The following is an 18,133-nucleotide window of genomic DNA, read 5'->3' on the forward strand; positions in this document are numbered from 1 at the left end:
CAAGGCTCCGCGCGGTTTTTACGTTCAGCGGTTGGTGAAAGCCGCTTTACGTTTTTCGACGAAGGCGGTCATGCCTTCTTTCTGATCGTCGAGGGCAAAAGCCGAGTGGAAAGCACGCCGTTCGAAGAGCAGGCCTTCGTTGAGCGAGCTCTCGTAAGAACGATTGATGCACTCCTTGATCATCATCACCACCGGTAGCGAGAAACCGGCGATGCGGGTAGCGGTCGACATCGCCTCGTCGAGCAGCTTGTCGGCCGGCACGACGCGCGAAACCAGGCCAGAGCGTTCGGCTTCCTCGGCGTCGATATTGCGCGAGGCGAGGCACATTTCCATCGCCTTGGCTTTGGAGATGGCGCGTGGCAGGCGTTGCGTGCCGCCGGCGCCGGGCAGGATGCCCAGGCGCACTTCCGGCTGACCAAACTGCGCCGTGTCGGCGGCCAGGATGATGTCGCACATCATCGCCAGTTCGCAGCCACCGCCGAGGGCGTAGCCGGCGACTGCCGCAATTACCGGTTTGCGGCAATTCTTGACGCCTTCCCAGTTACGGCTGATGAAATCGCCTTTGTAGGCTTCCATGTACGTCAGCGATTGCATTACCGTGATGTCGGCGCCGGCCGCAAAGGCCTTGTCCGAGCCGGTGATGACGATCGCCCCGATATTCTCGTCGGCCTCGTAGGCGGCCAGCGCGCTACCCAGCTCGTCCATCAGTTCATCGTTGAGGGCGTTCAGCTGCTTCGGGCGATTGAGGGTGATCAGGCCGACTTTTCCACGGACTTCGGCGATGATGTTGACGTAACTCATAAAGGAAATCTCCAGATTCAAAATGGGTGATATTGAGTATCCACGACAAGGTGGGCACTCCTGTTGCTGCGCTTGACTTGGTTGTGCTGCTTGCCGCGACCGCTATCATGAACGCCTTATGCCGCCGTCGCGTGCTCTGCCGTCGTTTTTTCGCTGTACGCGAAGCCTGGCCAGAAGCGACGCGGCCGACCTAGACGATTCTCGTCGGGCCGGCCGCGTGATCTACAGCGGGTCAGAAGGCGATCGTCAGGTGCACGGCGCCGTCATTCCCTGGGATCCTCACTGCTCAGGAAATGTCCATCTGGAACTTCACCGGGCCGCGCGCCGCTTTGCCATTGGCGTCGGTGAACTCGCCGGTCACCGGTGCCTTCTTGCCATACGGGCTGGTCAGAATGGCGACGTGACCACCGTAGAAAGCGACCGACTCGAGACCGTCCCAGCCTTCCAGGAACTTGTTGCCGGCGGTGGCGCAAGCCGGCGTGACCAGGTCGTCCTTGATCGCGTAGTTCTGGTACCACGGCACTTTCAGGTCGATCAGGCTCTTGATGTTCAGCGGCTGGTCGAAGAGTTTCACCGGCAAGCTGCCATCGTCGGCAATAGCGTCCTGGAAGGTATGCGAACTCATGTTGGCGATGGCTAGTGGCAGGTGCACACGTTCCTTGAGCAGCCAGCGGAACAGGGCGGCGGGCGTCTTGCCCGGGTTCATGCCGGTGGCGCGCTGCAGCGAGGCCTGATCGAGCACCTTGACCAGCGGCGTTTCGCGGTCGATGGCCACAAAGCGCATGCCCAGGCTGAGCAGGTAGCCGTTGGCGACCTTGTTGCCGCTCGGCAGGGTGGTGGTGACAAAGTCGTGGTGCATCTGCGGCATGCCGCTGATAGCATCGCTGTAGGTGCCGTCAACCGGCGTTACGTTGGTGATCAGGGCGTCGCAGACATCCTGCAGCTTGCCCGAGAGGATGTTCATCATGCAGATGTAGCCGCCCTGGCAAGTACCGTTCAAGGTGACTTTCTTGCCGTCGTTGAGCTCCATGATCTTGGCGCAGAGCTGGCGTGTCTGCTCGCAGTCCTCCTCCGGCGTCATCGTTTGCACCTTCTCGGTGGTCATGATGTCCTTGACGACGCGGACGTAGGTCGGAATGCCCTCGTTGGCAAAGGAGTGGCTGTAGCTCTTGTTCTCGAAAGGCAGGAAGGCCAGGATATGTACGCCGAGCATGTACGGCGGAACGAGCATGACCGGCTTCAGATCCTTGCGGACCTCGACGCCTTCTTTCAGCGGCAGCACCTGGTAGAGATCAAAGCTGTCTGTTTCGTGAACCAGTTTGTAGTTGGGAGTATCGAAGTGGAAGCCGAACTCGTCGCCAATGGCCTCGATCTGTTCGTTGAAGTTGGCAACCGCTTCCATGATTTCGGCTTCGCGGCGCATGTAGCCGCCGAGCTTCTCACCGTCGGAATTCAGGATCGTGTTCAGATAGGCACGGGTGCCTTCTTCAATCTGGTCGAAAGCGTAGTCGGCCATCTTCTCCTGCATGCCGGCAGATCCCTTGCGGGCCAGGCCGACACTATGTTCCATGACCTCGAAGCTTTCCAGCATGCTCATCGGGTTGTCGCGTGCGGCGGTCATGGCGATGTGCGCGGCAATGAACATATTGTCATTGAACTCGCCGACTTCGCGGTTGGAAGCGCGCGTCATCGCCAGCATGTATCTCCACCAACTCGTGGTGAAATCCGGCATTTCCCGTAGCAGTGAATACATATCCTTACCTCCAGCAATAAAATGAATCAAAACGAGCCAGCCCAAGCGGGGCGGCCCACGCGTACCCTGGTCCCGCCGGCAGTCCTGATCGTAGTGGACTGGCCGCGGACGATGATCCTGTTGGTCCTTGTTGCCAAGCTGCAAAGCACTGAATCGGTGCCGCATATCTCGCCAGCGTCGGCCGGTGCCAGCCGACCTTGAATGAGCTGAAACGACCCCGAAAACGAGCGCCATCCCGCACCGCACAATTCATTCTACTCCTCTGAGCCGGATTTGTTCACCCGGGCGACACTAATGGCTAATATTATCCGATAGATGGCAAAAAAGACCACAGCACCACCGTTTCAGCCCTTGGGCCAGCGCGGCGGAGGGCTTTCTACGGGTCGAGTCGCCAGCGAAAGTAGCTATGCGTGGCTTTTCGCTGTTGCCCGTGATGGCGTTATATAGTATTGGTATGTTGCGCTGCGATGCCGGTGCTCACGGCACGGCTTTCAGCCGAACCACTTGCTGGCGCAGCCCGGGTTCATGGGCCGCGGTGCTGCAGTGCGGCAATGCCGCGCCTAGGCATATCTCCCGGCGGCAGGTCAGGCCTGCCTGGTGCGTGCAGCGAGTTGCGCTCGTCGCCGATGTGCCGCGGAGTCAGTTCAAATTGAGGGCTGGCGCGCTTCGGTACGCGCGCCCCGGGTTTCGTCACAGGGAGGAAAAAATGCTGCAACTAGCGACGCTCATCAAACACCACGCGCAGTTTCGGCCGGATCAGGTCGCGGTCGTCTTCGAGCAGGAGCGTCTCACCTGGCGCGAGTTCGAGGCGCGCGTCAGCCAATGCGCTCGCTTGCTGACCTGGCTTGGCGTGCGCAAGGGTGACCGCGTGGCGACCGTCTTGTCGAACTGCCGCGAATTGCTCGAAGTCTACTGGGCCGTGCCGTCGATCGGCGCCGTCCTGGTGCCGCTCAGCCCCTTGCTGATGCCCTCTGGTCTCGCCAGTCTGCTGCGTGACTCGGGTGCCAACTGCCTGATCACGCAGCGTTCGATGGCGCCGATGCTCGATCAGGTGCGTGCCGAGCTGCCCGACCTGGCTGCCGATCACGTGCTGATGGTTGACGGTCCGACAGCCGATTACCCCGACTACGCGTCGCTGCTCAAGACCTGTCCGCAAGGCGGCAGCGAGCCAGTGCGGGTCGGCGCCGACGATATTTTCAACATCATGTATACGAGCGGCACGACCGGACTGCCGAAAGGAATCATCCACAGCCATTTCGTCCGCTCGATGTACGGCACCTTGTTCGCGTCTGCCTGGCGGATGACTTCGGAGTCGGTGGTGCTGCACACCGGTGCAATCGTCTTCAACGGCGCCTTCGTGACCCTGATGCCGTGCTTCTATCTCGGCGCGCGCTACCTCCTGCAGCGCCAGTTCGACGCTGAAGAAGCCATCGAAATCATCGCCCGCGAGCGCGTTACCCACACCATGATGGTGCCGGCGCAAATCATCGCGGTGCTCAATGCGCCGAATTTTTCGCCCGAGAAGCTGGCCTCGCTGGAAATGATTCTCTCGCTCGGTGCGCCGCTGTACCAGGAGTACAAGGACCTGCTCAATCGCCTCTTGCCCGACCGCTTCTACGAACTTTACGGCCTCACCGAAGGTTTCTGGACCATCCTCGACAAGACACAATCGCTGCGCAAATCGGGTTCGGTGGGCCGGCCGCCCGCGTTCTACGCGATGCGCATCGTTCGTGAAGACGGCAGCGACGCACCGGCCGGCGAAGTCGGCGAGATCGTCGGCCGTGGACCTTCGCTGATGGGCGGCTACTACGGTCGCCTCGACTTGACCGAACAGGCGATTCGTGACGGCTGGCTATTCACCGGTGACCTCGGCTATCGAGACGGTGAGGGCTATCTCTACCTCGTCGATCGCAAGAAAGACATGATCGACAGCGGCGGCGTCAAGGTCTACCCGAAGGATGTCGAGGAAGTCGCCGCCCGCCACCCGGCGGTCAGGGAAGTCGCCGTCTTCGGCGTGGCGCACGAAAAATGGGGCGAAACACCAGTCGCTGCCGTCGTCCTGAATAGCGGCGCCTCGATCACCGCCGCCGAACTGCGCGACTGGATCAACGAACGCGTCGGCGCCCGCTACCAACGCCTGCACGCCCTGCAGATCATGGACGACTTCCCGCGCAACGCCGCCGGTAAGACGCTGAAGCGCGAAATGCGCGACGCTTATCAGGCGGCGGCAGGCTAGGGCGGCTGAAGTTCTTGGCCGGCGCCGCGCTGATCACCGGGCGCGGGCTACGCCTTAGTGGTTGTCATTGGGCGCGGAGTCAACAGGCAATCGCCGTGTGATGGCGGCCCCATGGCGAGCAAGGAAAGCGCTCGGCTCAGGGCTGCTGGCCCTTCGCCGTTTCCACTCCGGCGGTATTCTCCAGCAAGCTCCTGGTGGCAATTTGCAGGAAGGCTTCGAGCCTGGTTTTCAACTCCGGGGCGAGGTCGAGCGGAATGCGTTCGGCTTTCGGATTGGCACCCAGCTGGTAGCTGTAGAGGCGCGGCTCGAAGCCCTTGGGCTCGATCAGGATGCGCTGCGGGGTGACCAGAGCGACGGTCTGATCGCCGCCCGAGGGCTTGATCACACCGATGCCAAGGTCGCCTTCCGGCAGATTGAGCAGGTCGCGTCCCCAGCACTGATGGCGTACCGTGCCGCCAAGGCGGCCCATGATCGTCGGCACCACGTCGACCTGCGTGCCGACGTGGTGATTGTGGCTGCCAAACTTTTCCTGAATTCCCGGAGCGATCAGCAGCAGCGGCACATTGAAGCGGAAGAGATCCATTTCGGTCAGTTGCTGGTCGCTGCCGAAGCCATGGTCGCCGACCACGACGAACAGGGTGTGCTTGTAATACGCTGACTTGCGGGCTTTCGCGAAGAACTCGCCGAGCGCCCAGTCGGCATAGCGCATGGCGGTCAGGTGTTCGCTGAAAGTGCCGCGATCGGTGACCGGCTTGACCGGCAGGTCCTTCGGCAGCGCGTAGGGGGTGTGGTTGGAAAGAGTCTGCACCAGCGCATAGAAAGGCTTGTCGGCAGGCAGCTTGTCGAGCTCGGCGGCGGCGCGGTCGAACATGTCCTGATCCGAAACGCCCCAGGTTGGGTCCATATACACCGGGTTGACGAAATCTTCACGACCGATGAAGCGGGTCATGCCCTGGTTGCTGAAGAAGCCGGACTGGTTGTCCCACTGGAAGTTGCCGTTGTACACGTACAGGTTGTCGTAGCCGCGCGCGCTGAGCAGCTGCGGCAGCCCGGAGAACCTGTGCGCGCCTTCCGGGGTGCGCATCAGGTACTCGAAACCGGGCAGGTTCGGAAAACAGGCCATGGTGGCGAACATGCCCTGGTGGGTGTGCGTACCATTGGAGAAGAAGCGGTCGAAGAGCAGGCCTTCTTTGGCCAAAGCGTCGAAGTGCGGGGTGATGTCGCCGGTGCCGCCCAGCGCGCCGACGAAACGGCCGGCGAAGCTTTCCATCAGAATCACCACCACGTTGCGAATCGGCAGCGTACGCTCGGCGGGTGGAGTGAAGTCACGGCGGATCGCCGCGCTGTCGGCGTCGACCAACTGGTCGTGCGGCGTCAGCAGCAGTTGGCGTACGGTCTGCAGCGCCTGTTCGTCGGGCATGGTCGCTTGCCAGGTATTGCTACGCTGTGAGGACATGCTGGCCTCGGCCGCGGAAAGCAGCGTCAGCGAACCGTTCAGGCCAAGCTGATTGGCGAACATCGAACTGGTGGTATAAGCGTCACCCCAGCGTAGCGGCGGACCTTGACGCAGGTGGCCGCGGGCGGCGACCACGGCAAGCAGTGCGCAGAGGAGGAACAGGCCGGTTCGCCAGTACCAGGTCGGTGCGGCGTAGCTCGGCTGCGGCGGCGATGCCTCTGGCGCCGCCGGGATTGCCGGCCGGCTGAGCCGATCGAGGCCCTTGAACAGTCTGGCCAGCAGCCAGGTGGCGGCTGCCCAGGCCAGCAGGTAGCGGCCAACCGGGAAGCCGTTCCACAACATGCTTCCCACCGTGGCCAGGTCTTCCTCGAAATACTGGAACACCAGGCCGTTCAGGCGCTGGTGGAATTCGCGGTAGAAATCCAGTTCGCTAATGCCGAGCAGCAGAGTGAAACTGGCGAAGGCGGTCAGCCACCCGCGCAGCAGGCCGCGGGCGGCCATGGCGCGGATGCTGAGGAGCGCCAGCAGCAGTGGCGTGAGCGCATAGACCACCAGGCGCACATCGAAACGCAGGCCATTGTAGAAAGCCTCGATAAAGGTCGCTGCCGGAGTGCTGCCGATCAGTTCGCGGTTGTAGAGCAGCAGCGCGAGGCGCAACAAGGTGTACAGCGTGAGCAGCGCGGCGGCGCTGAGGAGGGTGAAGGCGAGGTGACTTTTCAGGGTCGGCTGGCTGATGTGGCGGCTGAGCGGCGGGCTGCGCTGGGCGAGGGTGGCGGTCATGGTTGCTCAGAGTTTCAGAGTTTCAGAATGAGGCGGGGCGGGCGAGTTTCAGGATGCGCTGGCGCCCCTGTTCGGCCAGCAGGTAACTGCCGGCAGCGAGGGGAATGATGGTTTGCGCGGAACGCAGGTGGGTCAGGATGACCTGCAGCTGGCCGCTGGTGTCGAGCAGCAGCACACGTGCCATGTGCGTTGCGTCCTCGGTGATCCAAAGGCCATCCGTAGTGCATTGTACAAAACCGGGTGCGTTGAGGCCATCGGCGACGACGATGTCCGGGCCCTTGGCCCGCCATTGCTTGACCCAGCCCTGGCGCTTCTCGGTATAGAACAGCCGGCCGTCGGCGCACAGGCTGACGCCCTCGCCATCGTCCAGCCCGTCACGAAGCACGCTCAGTTCGCCGCTATCGGGGGTGAAGCGCAACAGGCGGCCCGGCCGCGCATCCTCGATGGCGTAGAGCACCTGGCCGTCGGTGGCGATGCCCTCGATGCCGTTGCCCTCGAAGAGTGTCTCGGTCTGGCCGTTGCGCAGCCACAGCACCGGCAGCTTGCCACCTTCCTGGCCGGTCACCAGGCCGCCACGGAAAATCACCTGGCCGTCCGGTTTGGAAAGCCCGCTGAGTATCTCCGTGAGGTCGCCGTCGGGCGTCAGTTTGAGGATCTTGCCCTTGCCGCTGGCGATCTCCTGGCTGATGTAGAGACCGCCCTGGCCGTCCAGTGCCAGCGCGCTGACCATGGGAATCTCGTCGCGATAGACCTGCACCTCCCAGCCCGCCGCGGCAGTCACCGGGTAGAACTGCCGCCAGCTGGCATGGATCAGATACAGCGTCAGGGCGGCGCCGAAGACGGCGAGAGCAGCGCGCCAGTAAGGCTTCAGGAGCAAGGACATGCTGTGGTCTTTCCTTTGTATTCAGTATCTGAAGTCGCGTCGGCGATCGGCAGGCTGGCGTTGTCGCCAGATCTTGCCGGCCTAAGTGGTGTCAATGATGGGTGCAAAAACGACGGTCGCTGCGACTCTATCGAAATTTCTTGGTGGTCGCTCCTTTGATGCACGTTAATGCACGCGAAAGTCGCGTGGGAGCGAAGATAGCGAGCGGGAATTAGGGGAAGCTTAGGGGCAAGGGCTTACTGCTGATCCGGCGTGGACAGGAATCGTGCGTTAATGCTGGACAGCGGACAAGATCCGCATTCCTGCCGCCAGATGTTCTCCATGCACCCTACCGTTAATGTGAAAGTCGCGCATGCGACTCACGAAGCTCCCTTCTCCCCCTGCGGGAGAAGGGCCGGGGGAAGAGGGGGACGGTCATGACTTTCATCATCCGGGGTATCTCGACTGTCATGACCGTTAGCTCGCGAACCGACAATCGGGGTGACGCCGCGCGCGGCGTTTTCGCTCCCGCAGCAGGAAGACCAGCCCGCCAGTGCGGGTGGTGCGTGAAGCGCATTTTCACAGGCCGCTGATCTCCACATGTCGCAGCCCTCATCCGTCGCCCCATCGCTCAGGTCAGACGGCGGCCCAAAAATCGCCGCAGCCGTATTTTTCGATCCGGCCAAAAAGCGCTGGCCGCGTCTCCGCCTGGGCATGCTGCTGGTCGGTGTCGCCCTGACCCTGCTGCTCGGCGGACTGCTGCTCAGTGTTCTGGCAGCGCCGGTCTTGCCGGCGCTACGTCTGCCGAACGTCAGTTTTCTGCCGCACGGCGCGCACGCCGTGCCGGATATCCCGGCGCTCGCTCCCGAACGACCCACGACCCGCCGCGAACGCGCCTTGCGTGACGAGCAGCTCAAACTCGCCCGCGAGCGTGAGCGCAGCCTGCGCCAGCTGCTACAGCCAGCGCGCGCGAACGCCGCGAACGCCGCGAACGTGGATCACCAGCCCTTGGCGATTGGCTTCTTCGTCAACTGGGACGATGCCAGCATGAGTTCGCTGAAGGAGAACCTCGGCAGCCTGGATACGGTGATCGCCGAGTGGCTGCACCTGGCGGGTGAGGACGGCACGCTGCGCGAGAACGATGCGCTGCGCACCGCACACGTCAGCGACTACATTCGCGCCCGCCGACCCGACCTGTCGCTGGTGCCGCTGGTCAACAACTGGAACGGCCATGAGTGGGAAGGCGCCAAACTGGGACGCATGCTCGCCGATCCGGCTGCACGCAAGCGAACGATCGAGCAGATTCTCGTCTTTGTCGAAGCGCATCGCTATGCCGGCATCAGCATCGACTTCGAGAACATTGCCGCCAAGGCGCAAGCCGACTTCCAGCGCTTCATGGCCGAGCTGTATGCGGTGATGCATCCGCGCAAGCTGCTGGTGTCGGTCAACGTGCCGGCTGCCGACGCCGCTTTCGATTACCGCCGCCTGGTGCGCAATGCCGACTATCTGATTCTGATGGCCTACGACGAGCACTGGGCCGACGGCTCGCCGGGGCCGATCGCCAGTCTGCCGTGGTTCGCGCGCGTCCTGCGCGCCAGGCAACGCGACATCCCGGCCGAGAAAATGATCGTCGCCATCGGCAACTACGCCTACGATTGGGGCCCCCCCGGCCAGCCGGCCGAGGAGCGCACTTTCGAAGAGGCCGTTCTCATTGCCAAGGAATCCGAAGGCAAGCCGCGGCTCGACCCCACCTCGCTCAACCCGACCTTTTCTTACGCCGACGATGACGATCGTCGCCATCACGTCTGGCTGCTCGATGCCACGACTGCCTTCAAGCAGCTGGTCACCCTGCGCTCGCTGCAGCCGCGCGGCGTCGCCCTGTCGCGGCTTGGCAGTGAGGATCCCGCCTTGTGGAAGGTCTTCGCCAGGAAAGGTCCGCTCGACGCCGCACGCGCCGAGGAACTGGCCGAAATTCGTTTCGCCTATGGCGTCGACTACGAAGGCCAGGGCGAAGGCCTCGAGGTCACTGCGCAGCCGCAGATCGGCCGGCGGATCATCAAGTTCGACGCACAGCGCGGCCTGATCTCCGGCGAGCGTTTCAGCGCTTTTCCGTCGCCCTACGTCATCACCCGCCACGGTAGCGCCAAGCACAAGATTGTCCTCACTTTCGACGACGGGCCCGATCCCAAGTCCACGCTACTAATTCTCGACGCCCTGCGCGATGCCGGCGTGCCGGCGACCTTCTTCATCATCGGCGCCAACGGCCAGAACCATCCGGAATTGCTGCGCCGCGCGATCGCTGAAGGGCACGAGTTGGGCAACCACACGTTCACCCATCCCAATATTTCAAGCATCTCGCCGCAGCAGCTGGAACTCGAGCTTTCTGCCACGCAACACCTGCTGGCCAGCGAAGTCGGTCGGCACTCCCTGCTCTTCCGCTCGCCCTATGCCGTCGACGCCGAACCGGAAACCATCGACCAGGTTCGCCCCGTCGAACTCGCCGCCCGGCAAGGCTATGTCAACGTCGGCATGCAGATCGACCCGGACGACTGGAAGCGTCCCGGCAGCGACGCGATCGTCAAACGCGTTGTCGAGGCCGCGGAGCGCGGTGAAGGCAACATCGTGTTGCTGCACGATTCGGGCGGCGACCGCACCCAGACCATCGCCGCGATTCCGGGAATCGTCGAAGAACTGCACAAGCGTGGCTTCGAATTCGTCACCATTGCGCAGCTCCTCGGCCGCAGCCGCGACGCCATCATGCCACCGGTGCCGCCCGAAGAGCAGTTGCGCAGCCGTTTCGACGGCGCCGCGTTCGCGGTCATCAACTGGGCTGGCGCGGCGATCGACTGGCTGTTCGTGCTCGGCATCGTCCTGGGCATTGCGCGTCTGCTGTTCGTTGGCGGGCTCGCCGTGTCCCAGCGCTACCGTGAGCGTCATCGTCAGCCAGGCCAACGCTGGCAAGCCCGCCGCGCTCAACTTCGGTTTCGCGCAAACGACGGCCGACATCGTCGTCGCCCTCGACGCTGACACGGTGTTAACCAGGGACACCGTCAGCGAGCTCGTTCGCCATTTCAAGGATCCCCGTGTCGGTGCCGTTGCCGGCAACACCAAGGTCGGCAATCGCATCAATCTGCTCACTCGCTGGCAGGCGCTCGAGTACATCACCAGCCAGAACCTCGATCGCCGCGCCTTCGCCGTCCTCAACTGCATCACCGTCGTTCCCGGCGCCGTTGGCGCCTGGCGGCGCGAGCTGGTCGAAAGTGCCGGTGGTTTCAGGCACGACACCCTGGCCGAAGATGCCGACCTCACCCTGGCCATTCGAAAACTCGGCAAGCGCATCGTTTACGAAGAGGAGGCCATCGCTCTAACGGAAGCACCCGACACCGTGCGGGGCTTCATCGGTCAGCGCTACCGCTGGATGTACGGCACCATGCAAGCGGCCTGGAAACACCGTGACGTGCTTTTTCGCCGGCGTTACGGCGCCCTGGGTTTTGTCGCCTTGCCCAATGTCGTCATTTTCCAGGTGCTCTTTCCGCTGATCTCGCCGATCATGGACCTACTCCTGATCGGCTCGCTGGGATCGGCCGCCTTCAGCTACTCGCACCACCCGGAGGAGGAGGAGTATTCGGCCGACAATCTCTGGCGCGTCCTTTTCTACTACGCGCTCTTCGTCAGCGTGGACTACCTGGCCGCCATCCTGGCCTTCGCCCTCGAACGCAAGGAAAGCTGGGGGCTATTGATATGGCTGTTCTGGCAGCGTTTCTTCTATCGCCAGCTGATGTACTACGTGGCCATCAAGAGCACCATCACCTCGTTGAAAGGCGTTCTCGTTGGCTGGGGGAGGCGGAGCGTAAAGCGAGCGTGCAGGTGGAGGCTTGATCGTCGCTTGGCGATGCCGGGCGAGCGAACGGTCATTACGGTCCTCCTCTCACTTGCAGTGCGCATTCCGGCTTGCACGCCGGAATCGTTCGCCGGGCAGGGAGCATGCTCCCTGAATTCCCCGCCTCACCCCTGGCCGTTTTCCCGCGAGGGGAGAACGGAGATTCGTGAGCCGCTTGCGCGACTTTCACATTAACCCAGACGCGCCAGCAAGCTGAGGAATTCGTCGGCGCTCATGAAGCCGACGACGCGTACGCCGTCGATCTCCCGGCCCTGGCCGTCAAAGAAGATGATCCCTGGCGGACCGTAGAGATTGAAGCGCTGCAGCAGGGCCTTGTCTTCGTCCGAATTGGCGGTGACGTCAGCTTGTAGCAAGGTCCACCCTGCCAGCCTGGCGCGCACGCGCGCATCGGAAAAAGTGAAACGTTCCATTTCCTTGCAGGACACGCACCAGTCGGCATAGAAGTCGAGCAGCACCGGCTGGCCAGCGCTCTCGATGCGGCTCTCGAGTTCGGCGAGAGTCCGGACGCGGGTGAACGGCAGCGGCCGGATTTCGACCTCGGCGGCACTGCTGCGCAGTACCGACAGCGGCTGCAGCGGGTCGCGCGAGCCGGCCAGTGCGCCGAGCAGCATCGCCGTGCCGCCGATGAGCATGAAAATCCCGATGCCTTTCCAGAAGCGCAGCCAGCCTTTGCTGTGCGCCGGCAGCGGATCGAGGGCGTGCAGGTAGATGGCCGGGATGATGAGCAGCAGGGCCCAGGCAATCATTTGTGCGACGACCGGGATGACCGGCGAAAGCAACCACACGGCGGTGGCCAGCAGGAGCACGCCAAACGCTTTTTTGACGGCCTCCATCCACGGGCCAGAGCGCGGCAGCAGGATACCGGCCGACAGGCCGACGGCGAGCAGTGGGGCGCCCATGCCGAGCCCCATGGCGAACAGTGCTGCGCCGCCGAGGACGGCGTCGCCGCTGCGCCCGATGTAGAGCAGGGCGCCGGCCAGGGGGGCGGCGACACAGGGGCCGACGATGATCGCCGAGAGCACGCCCATGGCCGCGACAGCGGGAAGCGAGCCGCCGCGCAGGTGGCTGGCTTCCTCGGAGACCTTGCTTTGCAGGAAAGTCGGCAACTGCAGTTCGTAGAAACCGAACATCGACAAGGACAGGGCGACGAAAACCAGTGCGAAGCCACCGAGCACCCAGGCGTTCTGCAAGGCCGCGGTGAGCAGCGTGCCGGTCAGCCCGGCCGCGACTCCGGCGGCGGCGTAGGTAATGGCCATGCCCAGGACGTAGGCCAGCGACAGCAGGAAGCCGCGCGCGTGCGAAACGCCGCGACCGTCGCGACCGGAGCCGACGATGATGCTCGACAGGATGGGAATCATCGGGAAGCAGCACGGCGTCAGGGACAGCAGCAGCCCGAAGCCGAAGAAGCTGGCGACCAGCAACCAGAAGCTGGCATTCTTGAACAACTGCGCGATGCGTCCGGACTCGTCGTCGCTGAACTTCTCGCTCGCTGCACCGGTGGCGCTGGTGGCTATTGGCGTTGTCGCCGGGTCCGGCAACTCGAGCTTGAGCGTCTGTCTTTGCGGCGGATAGCAGATGCCGGCGTCGGCGCAACCCTGGGAAGTGACTTTCAGGGTCAGCGGCAGTGGCCCGGAGCTGTTACGTTCCACGGGAATGCGGATCAGCGCTTGCTGGTAATAGACCTCGACGTCGCCGAAATTGGGATCCTCCTTGACCTTGCCCGGTGGCAGCATCGGCGTGCCCAGTGGCACGCTCTCGGGTTCGGCGGCGAAGCGGAATTTGTCGCGGTAGAGGTAATAGCCCCGGGCGATCTCGAAACGCACTTCGATGGTCTGCCCGTCGATGGCTCGTGCCGTCGGTTTGAAGGCAACGGCCGGGTCGAGGAACTCTTCGCCCTGCGCTGGCCAGGCGAGCAGCAGCAGCGAAAGGAAGAACGGCAGCAGGGAGGAGCGTCGGATTGGGCGCGGGAACGAGAACAGCCAGGTCATTGCGGTGCGTTTTCAGTCTTCAAGGTCGTCTGAGGCGGGCGTTTCGGCAGCTACCCAGGCGAGATAGTCGGGTAGCCCGGCGGTCACCGGCAAGGCGATGATTTCCGGAAGCTCATAGGGGTGGTGCTGGCGAATCGCTGCTTCGAGCGCCGCGTAGCGTTCGCTGCGGGTCTTGATCAGCAGCGGCACTTCGCTGGCAGTTTCGAGCTCCCCCTGCCAGCGGTAGATCGAGTGGCAACCTGCCAGCACATTGACGCAGGCGGCCAGACGCGTTTCGACGAGTTCTCTGGCCAGCGCTTCGGCAGAGAGTCGGTCGGGTAGATTGGTCAGGACGAGAAGGGTGGTCACAGGGTGGATTGTACTCCTCTACTCTTCGACGCCCCCGACGCTACCGCCACCCCGGCAGCGTCCGCGTTCAGTGGCGCCAGGCGCGACTGACGATTTCGCGGATGACGTGAAGGCGACGGTGGAAGAAGTGATCGGCGCCGGGGACGACGATCACCGGTAGCTCTAGCGGCTTCGCCCATTCGATGACGTTGGCCAGGGGCACGGTGCTGTCTTCCGAGCCGTGGATGACGATGGTGTCGCCGGGCACGGCCTTGGTGTGGTACTGGCGCGCGCCTTCGACGAAACCGGACGCCGTGCCGACCAGCACCAGGCGCTGTGCCGGATGACCGGCTTCGAGCAAGGCCGCGGCGACACGCGTCTGCACGTAGGCGCCGAAGGAGAAACCGGCCAGCGCCACCGGCAGATTGCCGTAGCGGCACTTGGCTTCGGCGAGTACGGCGAGCATGTCTTCGGTTTCACCGCGGCCGTCGTCGTGCGTGCCCTCGGTCTGACCGATGCCGCGGAAATTGGGGCGCAGCGCGACGTAGTCGAGATGGGTGAAGGTGCGCGCCAGTGTCTGCACCACCTTGTTGGTATTGCCGCCGCCAAACAAGGGGTGCGGGTGGCCGATCATGGCGATGCCACGCGGCGCGCCGGGGTTTTCGACGATGATCTCGATCTTGCCGACCGGTCCGTCGATGAGCAGGTGTTCGGGCTGTATTTTCATGGCCAGGGTTTCCTCTCGCTGCCGTTTCTCAGATGCGCAGTCGTTCGACGACCCGCCCGTGTACCAGGTGTTCCTGGATGATTTCCTCGATGTCTTCGTGGTCGACGTAGCTGTACCAGACCTCTTCCGGATAGACCACCAGGACCGGTCCGTTGTCGCAGCGGTCGAGGCAGCCGGCGCGGTTGATGCGCACCTTGCCGGCACCTTTCATCTTCAGTTCGCCGATGCGGTCTTTGGCATAGGTCTGGGCGGCGGTCGCGCCCGCGTTGTTGCAGCAGGTCTCACCCTCGCCGCGCTGGTTGCAGCAGAAAAAGACATGATGCTTGAAGTAACTCATGCGCACGGGCTCCTGGCGACTGTTTGCTGATTGCGGCGGTCGATTCTAACCCCGATTCGTCTGCCGCAAGAGCTCTGCCGAGCGCCGCAGCGCGATGACTACAGGCCGAAGAGCGGAGGAAAGCTCGTCGATCGCGTAAAATTCGCCTGCTGTCGTGGCGTCCGTGGGCTCTTCTGTCTTCTGGTCACGGCAAGTTTTCAAGCTGCCAGAACTGCCCAATCAATGACTATCTGTGAAGATCCTTTCGCCATTCTCGGTGTCAGCCCCGAGGCTTCGCCGGCCGACGTCAAGCGCGCCTATCGCCGGCTGGCCATGCACTGGCACCCGGATCGCAATCCGGCAGCGCTGGCCGAGGCCGAGTTCAAGCGCGTGAACGCGGCCTACGAGCTGTTTCTCGACCCGCAGCGGCTGGCCGAATGGCGACAGGCACAGGCTGCCAGCGAGGCCGGCGAACGCCGGCAGCGCGAAGGCAAGGGCAGCGCCAGCAAGGCGCGCGAGAGCAAAGGCGATGGAAGTAGTTCCGGCGCCCGCAAGGCGGCTGGCAAGCAGAATGAGCAGAGTGCCGGCGAAGACCTGACGCAGGCCTTGACGCTGACCTTCGAGGAGGCGGCCCTCGGTTGCCGGAAAACGATCGCCCTGGTGCAGGGCGTTCGCTGTGCCAGTTGTCGCAGCAGCGGCCGTGTGCAACACCGCAATTCGGTACCCTGCAAGCATTGCAGCGGTTGCGGTCGGCTTAGCCAAGGCGGCGGCGAGACCCGCATCTGCACGAGTTGTGGTGGGCGTGGCTTTCTGCGTGAGACCGACTGTCCTGATTGCAGCGGCAGTGGTTGGCTACACCAACCACGCACGCTGTCAGTGACCGTGCCAGCGGGCTTGCTCGCAGGTGAGCGCCTGCGGCTGGCTGGCCAGGCGCCGCTGCCTGCAGGCAGTGGCGGTGGCGGTAGCGACGCTGGCAAAGCCGGCGACCTGTACCTCGAGATAAAGCTGGCCGCGCATCCACTGTTCGTCCTGCACGGGCGCGACGTCCATTGTCAGGTGCCGGTGAGTGCCTACCGCCTGCTCTGCGGTGGGCGGATCGAGGTGCCGAGCCTGGGCGGCACCACGACGCTCAAACTCTCTACCGACCCGCAGCAGCCGCTTGAGTATCGTCTGCCGGGCCAGGGCTGGCCCGCAAAAGGACGGCATAAGGCCGGCGATCTGCTGCTGCAGTTGCAGCGTATTCAGCCGCAGAGCGTCAGTGCGCCGGACGTCGAGCTGCTCGAACGCCTGGAACAGCGTCTTGCCGGCGATCTCGCTCGACGCGCGCCAGAATTGGCCGTGTGGGAAGCGGCAATGCGGGCTCGGCGGAAGCTGGCCGGCGCGTAACTCGCGTAACTCTTCGCTACAGGCGCCGCCCGAGCGCGGTCAGATAGGGCAGGGCGAGGAAAGGCCAGAGACTGGCGATCCAGCGGGTCAGGCCGTTGAAATTGAGGAAGTGACCTTGTCGCCAGGTGGCCAGTGCCGCTTCCGAGTACGGGTTGGGTGGCGTCAGATTGACCAGAGCCGCGCCGCCCATCAGGGCGACGCCGGCAAAGCCGATGCGCCAGGCCGCCGGCAGCATCAGCAGTAGTGAGAGCAGCACGCCGCCGATCAGCAGCCCGAGCCGCGCCCCCGGGGTCAACCAGGCCAGGGCGTCATGCGGAGCGAGCAGTACCGCCGCGGCCAGCGTCCTGATCGCCAGCGCCAGCATGAAAAAGGCGAACAGCACCAGCTGTGGCGCGTTCCGGTCGGCGAGCAGGGTGCGCGCGAACAGACCGATGACGATCGTATTGCAGACGATGACTCCGGTTTCGAGCATGAAGAATGCCGGCGGGGCATACGGCACCGCCGGCGTTAGCCCCAGCACATGGCGCAGGTCACCAACGCCAAAGAGCAGTGTCTCCGGTGACAGCTGGGTTAGCAGCCACATGCCGATCAGCACCAGGCCCAGTTCGGCGTGCGGAATTGGTGCCAGCAGCGCCTGCTGCAGCTGAGCGATGCCCCGAAAGATCGGCTTGCCCTTCCATACCGCGATCACCGCACCGATCGCGCTTCCGGCGCTGTTGCACGCCAGGTCGAGATTCGAGGGCACACGCGCCGGTAGCCAGTTCTGCAGCCACTCCAGGGTGAGGCTGAGCAGGGCGCCGGTGCACAGCGCGGCGAGCGCCGCTGGCCAGCGGCCGGGCAGCCGGCGCAGGGCCAGCGCCAGCAGGAAGCCGAGCGGCACATAGACGATGACATTGACCGCGAGGTCGAAACCCGTCCAGTAGCGCGGCCAGGCGGCGCCGAGAAAGGCCAGCGGCGAGAGGCCCAGGTCGCGCCAGTTGGCGAGCGGGTAGAGGCTGGCGTAGCTGATCAGCACCAGGTAGGCGAGGGCCAGGTAGAGGGGCAGGCGCGTCGGTCGCGGCAGCGCTTGCAGCGCCTGCGCAGGAGTCTCGTCGGTCGGGGAAATAGCTGGGGGCGGTGCTTGCTCCATGCGCATGGTGCCGAGCGTTATGAAGCCGCCATTCTAGCGCCTGCGAGCGCCGTCGCGACTCCCGTTCCTGCCTATGGCGACATCGGGTGCCGCTAGTGGCCCGATTTGTGCGACACTCTGCCCTTTTTCACCCTCCTTGGCCGTCGCCACGGCCAATTGCGAGACCAGCGGGAGAGACGCCTTGGCAAAACCAAATTATCAGTTCGAGAAGCGCCAGAGAGAACTTGAGAAGAAGCGCAAGAAGGACGAGAAGCGCCAAGTCGCTCTCGCCAGCAAAGATGCAGGGGCCAACGACACGGACGCTGCAGAGCAGCCAGCGGCGGCGGAAAGCGATGCACCGGGGACGACAACCGGCAGTTGAGCAAAGCGGCGATCACGGCCTGCGTCCTGCCGTAGCTAGGCGTGGCCTGCGCACGGCCCGGGTCTGGTGCTGTGGCGCCGAGCCCGGGCCGTGTGCTTTCGTTGCGGCTG

The 18,133-nt window shown here is 63.7% G+C and carries 14 protein-coding genes; 5 read left to right on the forward strand and 9 right to left on the reverse strand.

Annotation, left to right across the window (positions count from 1 at the left end; translation table 11 throughout):
- Positions 1 to 24: 24 nt before the first annotated feature.
- Both QZ648_RS03800 and QZ648_RS03805 read right to left on the reverse strand, forming a co-directional pair.
- Positions 25 to 801, reverse strand: coding sequence for an enoyl-CoA hydratase (locus tag QZ648_RS03800; RefSeq protein WP_291996155.1), 777 nt, complete (start codon positions 799 to 801; stop codon positions 25 to 27).
- A gap of 286 nt (positions 802 to 1,087) precedes the next feature.
- Positions 1,088 to 2,554 carry a metal transporter gene (locus QZ648_RS03805; protein WP_169066409.1) on the reverse strand — a complete coding sequence of 489 codons (1,467 nt, stop codon included), beginning with the start codon at positions 2,552 to 2,554 and terminating at the stop codon, positions 1,088 to 1,090.
- Between the two features lie 706 nt (positions 2,555 to 3,260).
- On the opposite strand from QZ648_RS03805, the gene QZ648_RS03810 reads away from it, so the two are divergent.
- Positions 3,261 to 4,790, forward strand: a complete 1,530-nt coding sequence (locus QZ648_RS03810) for an AMP-binding protein (RefSeq protein ID WP_291996156.1) — start codon at positions 3,261 to 3,263, stop codon at positions 4,788 to 4,790.
- Positions 4,791 to 4,926: 136 nt separating this feature from the next.
- On the opposite strand, the gene QZ648_RS03815 is transcribed toward QZ648_RS03810, so the two are convergent.
- On the reverse strand, positions 4,927 to 7,026 hold the full coding sequence (locus QZ648_RS03815; RefSeq protein WP_291996157.1) for an LTA synthase family protein: 2,100 nt from the start codon (positions 7,024 to 7,026) through the stop codon (positions 4,927 to 4,929).
- A gap of 22 nt (positions 7,027 to 7,048) precedes the next feature.
- Complete coding sequence (locus tag QZ648_RS03820; protein WP_291996158.1) at positions 7,049 to 7,909, reverse strand: hypothetical protein; 861 nt, start codon at positions 7,907 to 7,909, stop codon at positions 7,049 to 7,051.
- 579 nt (positions 7,910 to 8,488) lie between these two features.
- Here QZ648_RS03820 and QZ648_RS03825 point away from each other — a divergent pair.
- Both QZ648_RS03825 and QZ648_RS03830 read left to right on the forward strand, forming a co-directional pair.
- Positions 8,489 to 10,915: a polysaccharide deacetylase family protein gene (locus QZ648_RS03825; RefSeq protein WP_291996159.1), complete on the forward strand. Its 2,427-nt coding sequence runs from the start codon at positions 8,489 to 8,491 to the stop codon at positions 10,913 to 10,915.
- On the forward strand, positions 10,815 to 11,963 hold the full coding sequence (locus QZ648_RS03830) for a glycosyltransferase family 2 protein (protein WP_291996160.1): 1,149 nt from the start codon (positions 10,815 to 10,817) through the stop codon (positions 11,961 to 11,963). The genes QZ648_RS03825 and QZ648_RS03830 overlap by 101 nt, the downstream gene beginning before the upstream one ends.
- Here QZ648_RS03830 and dsbD read toward each other — a convergent pair.
- From dsbD to QZ648_RS03850, 4 genes are read right to left on the reverse strand one after another with little or no spacing between them, the layout of a single operon-like run.
- Positions 11,960 to 13,777, reverse strand: coding sequence for a protein-disulfide reductase DsbD (dsbD, locus tag QZ648_RS03835; RefSeq protein ID WP_291996161.1), 1,818 nt, complete (start codon positions 13,775 to 13,777; stop codon positions 11,960 to 11,962). The genes QZ648_RS03830 and dsbD overlap by 4 nt on opposite strands.
- Before the next feature lie 12 nt (positions 13,778 to 13,789).
- Positions 13,790 to 14,134: a divalent-cation tolerance protein CutA gene (gene cutA, locus QZ648_RS03840; RefSeq protein WP_169066537.1), complete on the reverse strand. Its 345-nt coding sequence runs from the start codon at positions 14,132 to 14,134 to the stop codon at positions 13,790 to 13,792.
- Between the two features lie 58 nt (positions 14,135 to 14,192).
- A complete protein-coding gene (locus tag QZ648_RS03845; RefSeq protein ID WP_169066413.1) occupies positions 14,193 to 14,831 on the reverse strand; it encodes an alpha/beta hydrolase in 639 nt (212 codons plus the stop codon).
- Positions 14,832 to 14,859: 28 nt separating this feature from the next.
- Positions 14,860 to 15,168 (reverse strand): NAD(P)H-dependent oxidoreductase subunit E, encoded by a 309-nt coding sequence (locus QZ648_RS03850; RefSeq protein ID WP_291996162.1) that lies wholly within the window; start codon positions 15,166 to 15,168, stop codon positions 14,860 to 14,862.
- 222 nt (positions 15,169 to 15,390) lie between these two features.
- On the opposite strand from QZ648_RS03850, the gene QZ648_RS03855 reads away from it, so the two are divergent.
- Positions 15,391 to 16,533, forward strand: a complete 1,143-nt coding sequence (locus QZ648_RS03855; RefSeq protein ID WP_291996163.1) for a DnaJ C-terminal domain-containing protein — start codon at positions 15,391 to 15,393, stop codon at positions 16,531 to 16,533.
- 16 nt (positions 16,534 to 16,549) lie between these two features.
- Here QZ648_RS03855 and QZ648_RS03860 read toward each other — a convergent pair whose 3' ends face one another.
- Positions 16,550 to 17,668, reverse strand: a complete 1,119-nt coding sequence (locus QZ648_RS03860; RefSeq protein ID WP_248595346.1) for a VanZ family protein — start codon at positions 17,666 to 17,668, stop codon at positions 16,550 to 16,552.
- Between the two features lie 175 nt (positions 17,669 to 17,843).
- Here QZ648_RS03860 and QZ648_RS03865 point away from each other — a divergent pair, with 175 nt between their 5' ends.
- Positions 17,844 to 18,023: a hypothetical protein gene (locus tag QZ648_RS03865; RefSeq protein WP_169066415.1), complete on the forward strand. Its 180-nt coding sequence runs from the start codon at positions 17,844 to 17,846 to the stop codon at positions 18,021 to 18,023.
- Positions 18,024 to 18,133: the final 110 nt, after the last annotated feature.

This window comes from Candidatus Accumulibacter sp. ACC012 (genome assembly GCF_907163155.1).
Taxonomy (GTDB): domain Bacteria; phylum Pseudomonadota; class Gammaproteobacteria; order Burkholderiales; family Rhodocyclaceae; genus Accumulibacter; species Accumulibacter delftensis.